This window comes from Methylobacterium sp. J-088 (assembly GCF_022829295.1).
In the GTDB taxonomy this organism is placed as follows: domain Bacteria; phylum Pseudomonadota; class Alphaproteobacteria; order Rhizobiales; family Beijerinckiaceae; genus Methylobacterium.
In genome coordinates this window covers 70663-76662 of sequence record NZ_JAKSYH010000175.1, presented here as the reverse complement: position 1 = coordinate 76662, position 6000 = coordinate 70663, and the positions used below count along the sequence as shown (strand labels likewise).

General features: G+C 68.0%; 4 protein-coding genes. All 4 read left to right on the top strand.

Features of this window, described 5'->3' with window-relative positions:
- Window positions 1-159 precede the first annotated feature (159 nt).
- Window positions 160-822, top strand: coding sequence for a methyl-accepting chemotaxis protein (locus MKK63_RS19860; RefSeq protein WP_409564536.1), 663 nt, complete (start codon window positions 160-162; stop codon window positions 820-822).
- 402 nt (window positions 823-1224) lie between these two features.
- Window positions 1225-3315 (top strand): chemotaxis protein CheA, encoded by a 2091-nt coding sequence (locus tag MKK63_RS19855; RefSeq protein ID WP_244004826.1) that lies wholly within the window; start codon window positions 1225-1227, stop codon window positions 3313-3315.
- Complete coding sequence (locus tag MKK63_RS19850; RefSeq protein ID WP_409564535.1) at window positions 3312-3776, top strand: chemotaxis protein CheW; 465 nt, start codon at window positions 3312-3314, stop codon at window positions 3774-3776. Before MKK63_RS19855 ends, MKK63_RS19850 begins: the two co-directional genes overlap by 4 nt.
- Before the next feature lie 16 nt (window positions 3777-3792).
- Complete coding sequence (locus MKK63_RS19845) at window positions 3793-5961, top strand: methyl-accepting chemotaxis protein (RefSeq protein ID WP_244004823.1); 2169 nt, start codon at window positions 3793-3795, stop codon at window positions 5959-5961.
- Window positions 5962-6000: the final 39 nt, after the last annotated feature.

Genomic DNA, 6000 nt, shown 5'->3' with positions numbered 1-6000 from the left:
GGCCGCGTAGACTTCCACGGCAAACATCCTGGGCCCCTCCCGAAAGAGAAGCCTCTCCACTGGCCGGCTTTTACCCCGGCCGCATCAGCACCCCGCCGACGCTCCAGTGGATGGTTTTGTCACCGCCCTACACACGAACTCAAATCCATCGACGGCAGCGTGGCGGAGATCGAGAAGATCAACCGCCAGACCAACCTCCTCGCGCTCAACGCCAAGATCGAGGCCGCCCGCGCGGGGGAGGCGGGACGTGCCTTCGCGGTGGTGGCCGACGAGGTCCGCGGCCTCGCGGGCTCGATCAACGCGCTCTCGGGCGTGATCAAGCGGCAGATCGGCTCGATCGCGACCGGCCTGCACGACAGCCATACCCTGCTGCGCGACATCGCGACGATCGACATGTCCGAGGAGAGCCGGAGCGCCGACGCCCGGGTGCGCCTCGTGATGGACGCTCTCGTCGGCCAGAATATGCGATTCGCCGAAGTGCTGTCGCAGACCGTCCGGACGACGGAAGCCATCGCGGAGGATGTCTCCGGGGCGATCGTCGCCATGCAGTTCCAGGATCTCGCCAAGCAACGCCTACAGAATCTGCAGATCCTGCTGGGGGCCACGGAGGCGCGCGTGCGGCAGCTGTCCGACGAGACCGACGCGACGGTCGGCGCCCCCGGGATCGACGCGGATGAGCCGACCTGGATCGCGGCGGCGATCGCGCGCTGCACCCTCGGCGAGGTTCGGGACCGGATGTCCCAACGTCTGCTCGACGCACCCGCTGCATCGCCCGCGGAAACGAGCGGGACCGATCCTCTCGCGGGCGTCGATCTGTTCTGAGCGGCAGAGGTTTGCGGTCGTGGCGGGGGCAGAGCGCATCGCAATCATGAGCGGGCCGGAGTTTCCGGGTGAGCATGGGTCAAGAACTCGATTTCAGAGGTTTAAAAAAAACCGCCTCTCGTTGGAAGATCAAAGATTGTTCGGTTGTTATTCGCTTTTCTAGAAGAGTTCACTTTCAATTATCGAGCTATATTTCGTAAAAAAATTTGTTCCGACCGCTGACGATTCAGATAATTTCGTAGACAAAAGTTCAAATAAATACATTATAACAATCCCACGTTAGAGATGGTCGGGGGATCGTCTTCCCTAGGTCTTAACTGCAGCGTGCCGAACCTGCGGATTGGCCGAATCGGAAAGACATTTTACGAAACTCAAGGCCACCGGATTCGGATCTGCTTGACGATGACGACGCTCGATCCACGAGACGTATTCCTGGCGGAAGCCAGTGAGCTTCTCGAACGCCTGGAAACCACGCTGCTCGATCTCGGTGACCGGCCGGACGATACGGCGCTGATCGACACAGCTTTCCGGGCCCTGCACACCATCAAAGGCTCCGGTGCGATGTTCGGCTTCGACCGGGTCGCCGCCTTCACCCACGATTTCGAGACGGCGTTCGACCGGGTCCGGCGCGGCCAGATCGCGCCGAGCGTCGATCTCATCAACGTCGCGCTCTCGGCGAAGGACTATATCCGCACGCTGATCGAGGAGCCCGATCCCGACACCGCGGTGATCGGGGAGGCGATCCTGGCGGAACTGGATCGCCTCGTGGGCGGCGCGCCGGCGCAACCGGCTGCGGCCGGGCCGATGCCACCTGCACCGGCGCCTACGCCGAACGGATGGCGGATCGGGCTGACCTTCGCGCCCGACATCCTGCGCAACGGCAGCAATCCGCTGGCGCTCCTCGACGAGCTGGCCGAACTCGGAGCCTGCACGATCGTACCCCGCCTCGGGGACCTGCCGGACCTCGAAGACCTCGATCCGGAGAGCCTCGCCATCGGCTGGGACGTGACCCTCGTGGGTCCCGTGGGACGCGAGGCGATCGAGGATGTGTTCCTGTTCGTGCGCGACGCCATGACCCTGACGCTCGAGCCCCTCGTGCTCGAACCCGTCGCCCAAGCGATGGTCGCTCAAGCGGCCGCCACCCAAGCGCCCGCCGCCGCGTCCAAGCCCGCCCAGGCCGCCGTGGCCGTTCCGGTCGCACCGGTTTCCGAAGCCACGGCCCTCACGGCCGCGGCGAGCACCGCGCTCGTCGCGCCGGCCCCGCCGGATCGGAACACCCCCGACCGCAGCCTGTCCGAGCGCCGCCCGCCACCGCGCGCCGCCAGCACGATGCGGGTGGAGGCGGAACGGCTCGACGAGCTGATGGATCGGGTCGGCGAGCTGGTCATCGCCCAGGCGCGTCTCAGCCAGCTCGCGGGGCTGCAGGCCGATGCCGGGATCAAGACCATCGCCGAGGAGATCGAGCGCCTGTCGGCGCAGCTGCGCGACACCACCATGGGCATCCGCATGGTGCCGATCGGCACGCTGTTCAGCCGCTTCCGGCGCCTAGTCCACGACCTGTCGCGCGACCTCGGCAAGCCCGTTACCTTCGTCACCGATGGCGAGGAGACCGAACTCGACAAGACCGTGATCGAGCGCCTCGCCGACCCACTCGTGCACCTGATCCGCAACGCGATCGATCACGGGGTCGAGGCGCCCGAGTGCCGCGTCGCCGCCGGCAAGGCCGAGACCGGGCGGATCGCGCTCACGGCCCAGCATGCCGGCGCCCAGGTCTTGGTGAGCGTGCGCGACGATGGCGCCGGCCTCGATGTCGCCCGCATCCGCGCCAAGGCCGAGGAGCGGGGGCTCGTCCAGCCCGGCACGCCGCTCACCGACCAGCAAGTCTACCAATTCCTGTTCGCCCCCGGCTTCTCCACCGCGCATGAGATCTCGGCGCTGTCGGGCCGCGGGGTCGGCATGGACGTGGTCAAGAAGACCATCGAGGCCCTGCGCGGTTCCATCGACATCACCACGGAACCCGGCGCCGGCACGGCCATCGTGCTGCGCCTGCCGCTGACGCTCGCGATCATCGACGGGCTGCTGATCCGGGTGGGCGAGGCCCGCTACGTCCTGCCGCTGGCGGCGGTGGAGGAATGCATCGAGCTGCCCGGGGACAGGCACATCGGCCACGGCCGGGACTTCCTCAGCATCCGCGGCGACCTCGTGCCGTTCCTGCGTCTGCGGACCCTGTTCGAGGCGACGGGCGAGCCAGACCCGCACCAGAAGGTCATCGTCGTCTCGGTCGGCGAAACCCGGATCGGGTTGGTGGCCGACCAGATCCTCGGCAACCACCAGACGGTGATCAAGTCGCTGTCGAAGCTCCATGCCGACGTGGCGACCTTCTCGGGGGCCACGATCCTCGGCGACGGCACCGCGGCGCTCATCATCGATCCCGCCCAGGTCGCGGCGGCCGGCCAGCCGGACGGGCTGCGCGCATACCAAGAGGTGGCATGATGACCGATTTGGTCGAGGCCGGCGGGGCGGCCGGCAGCCTGCAAGTCGTGATGCTGGGCATCGGCTCCGAGACCTTCGCGCTCGATGCCGGGATGGTGCGGGAGATCATCGATCCGATCCCAACCACGCGGGTGGCCGGGGCGCAGCCCCATCTCGCCCACATCGTGAACGTGCGCGGCAACGTCGTGCCGCTCGCCGATATCCGCGCGCGCTTCGGCATGCCGGTGACGGCCGCGACGCCCGACACCCGCTTCGTGGTGATCGAACTCGATCTCGACGGCGACGCGGCCCTGGTGGCGCTGGTGGCCGACCGGGTCTTCGAGGTGACCGCGGTCGCCCTTGAAACCCGCCAGCAAGTGCCGACGATCGGCACATCGTGGCGGCCTGAATACATCCGTTCCATCGTCAAGTCCGGGGATGATTTCGTGATCATTCCGGACATGCAGCAGATCTTGAACTGACCGGGGGGTCGTAGAGATGCGGGTTTCGATCAAGGCCAAGCTGGCCGGCGGTTTCGGTGCCATTCTCCTGTTGACCGGACTGGCCGGCGGCGTCGGGTATCGGAGGCTCATTGCCAACGACGAGGCCATGCGTTTGCTCGTCGCGCGCTCCGAGCTGGAGAGCCGCGTCCTGGCCGCCAAGGCGATGGCGATCCGGACCGTCTCCAACACGCGCGCGTCGGTGATCAGCACCAGCGACCAACAGATGGCGCACTTCGCCCAGCGCGCTTCGCAATACCGGGCCGAGACTCTGACGGAACTCGACAAGGTGAAACCCCTGCTGATGACCGATGAGGCCCGCCGACTGTTCGATGCGGCGGTCGGCAAGTTCGACAGGCAGCGGGCGCTTGGAGGCCGGGTCATCGAGCTGACGCGCCTCAATTCCGCGAGCCGGACCTGGAGCGAGCTTGATGCCGCCGGCCGTCCGGCGATGATCGCCCTGCGCACCGAACTCGAAGGGATCGCCGCGAAGGCCAGTACCCCGGCGGGGATGCACCTTCTCCGGGCCGTGTCGGCCTTCCACGTCCAGCTCGAACGCACTTGGGGCCAGATGCAGGCCGCCGCCGCAGCGGGCACGCAGGACGCGCTGGCGAGCCGGGTGGACGCCGTGAAACGCAGCCGTGCGGAACTCGCACACCGTCTGGACGCGCTGATCCGCGCCGCCAACGGGGTGACCATCGACGGCTTCCGCCGGGCCTTCGACACGTGGAGCGCCGCGGCCGACAAGACACTCGCCACGGTGGAGACCGGTGCGTCGGTCCAGGCCGCCGCCCTGGCGTCGGGCGAGTACTCGACGGCCAGCATCGAGACGGCTCAGGCCCTCGACGCTCTGATCGGCTATCAGGAAGTGCGCAGGATCGCGGCGGTCGAGCAGGCGAACGCCGCCTCCCGCGAAGGGCAGGCGATCCTGCTCGGCACGGTCGCCGGCGCGTTCCTCATCGGCCTCGGTATCGCCGGCTGGCTCGCCGTCTCGATCGCGCGCGGCCTCGCCCGGGCCGTGTCCCTCGCCGAAGCCGTGGCGGTCGGTGATCTCGACCAGACGATCACGGTGACCGCCGACGACGAGATCGGTGATCTGATGGCCGCCATGAATCGGATGATTGCCAATCTCAATGCCACCGCGGCTTTGGCCGACGTGATCGCGCAGGGCGACCTGACCGTCCAGGCCAAACCGCTCTCCGACAAGGACCGGATGGGGCTCTCCCTGCAGACGATGCTGGAGAAACTGCGCGCGGTGGTGGCCGAGGCGAGTGCGGCGGCCGGCAACTTATCGGCCGGGTCCGAGGAGCTGTCGTCCTCGGCCGAGCAGCTGTCGCAGGGGTCGAGCGAGCAGGCGGCCTCCACCGAGCAGGCCTCCGCCTCGATGGAGCAGATGACCGCCAACGTGAAGCAGAACGCCGAGAATGCCGGCCAGACCGAGGCCATCACCCGCCAATCGGCCCAGGATGCCGAGGCGAGCGGCGTGGCGGTGGGGCGTGCGGTCGACGCGATGCAGACCATCGCGCAGAAGATCACCATCGTGCAGGAGATTGCCCGGCAGACCGATCTGCTGGCGCTGAACGCGGCGGTCGAGGCAGCGCGCGCCGGCGAGCACGGGCGGGGCTTCGCAGTCGTGGCGTCCGAGGTGCGCAAGCTCGCCGAGCGCTCGCAGGCGGCCGCCACCGAGATCGGGACCCTGTCGATCGACACCGTCAAGGCGGCCCAGCAGGCGGGCGAGATGCTGGCCAAGCTGGTGCCTGACATCAAGCGGACCGCCAGCCTCGTCGAGGAGATCTCGGCGGCGTGCCGGGAGCAGGATGTCGGCGCCGGCCAGATCAACCAGGCGATCCAGCAGCTCGACAAGGTGACCCAGCAGAACGCGAGCGCCTCCGAGCAGGTCTCGGCGACCTCGGACGAGCTGGCCATGCAGGCGGAGAAGCTTCAGGCGACGATCGCCTACTTCCGGACCGACCGGCGGGCTCCGGTGGTTCCCACGACCTGGGCGGGCAAGCCGGTCGGCAAGGAACCGGCCGCCAAGGAACCGGCCGCCAAAGGCAGGGTGCCGAAGGCGAGCACGCGCGTGACCGGGACATCGGGCTTCGCGCTCGACATGGGCGAGGGCTCGGCCCGCGACGCCCGCGACGCCGAGTTCGTCCGCGCGGCCTGACGGAACATCACCAGAGGAAGAGCAGCGGGTGGCCTCGGC

What these genes read in the sequence shown, in the direction of transcription:
- MKK63_RS19855 (WP_244004826.1), top strand. Translation starts at nt 1,225, where the DNA reads ATGACGACGCTCGATCCACGAGACGTATTCCTGGCGGAAGCCAGTGAG.
- MKK63_RS19845 (WP_244004823.1), top strand. Translation starts at nt 3,793, where the DNA reads ATGCGGGTTTCGATCAAGGCCAAGCTGGCCGGCGGTTTCGGTGCCATT.
- MKK63_RS19850 (WP_409564535.1), top strand. Translation starts at nt 3,312, where the DNA reads ATGATGACCGATTTGGTCGAGGCCGGCGGGGCGGCCGGCAGCCTGCAA.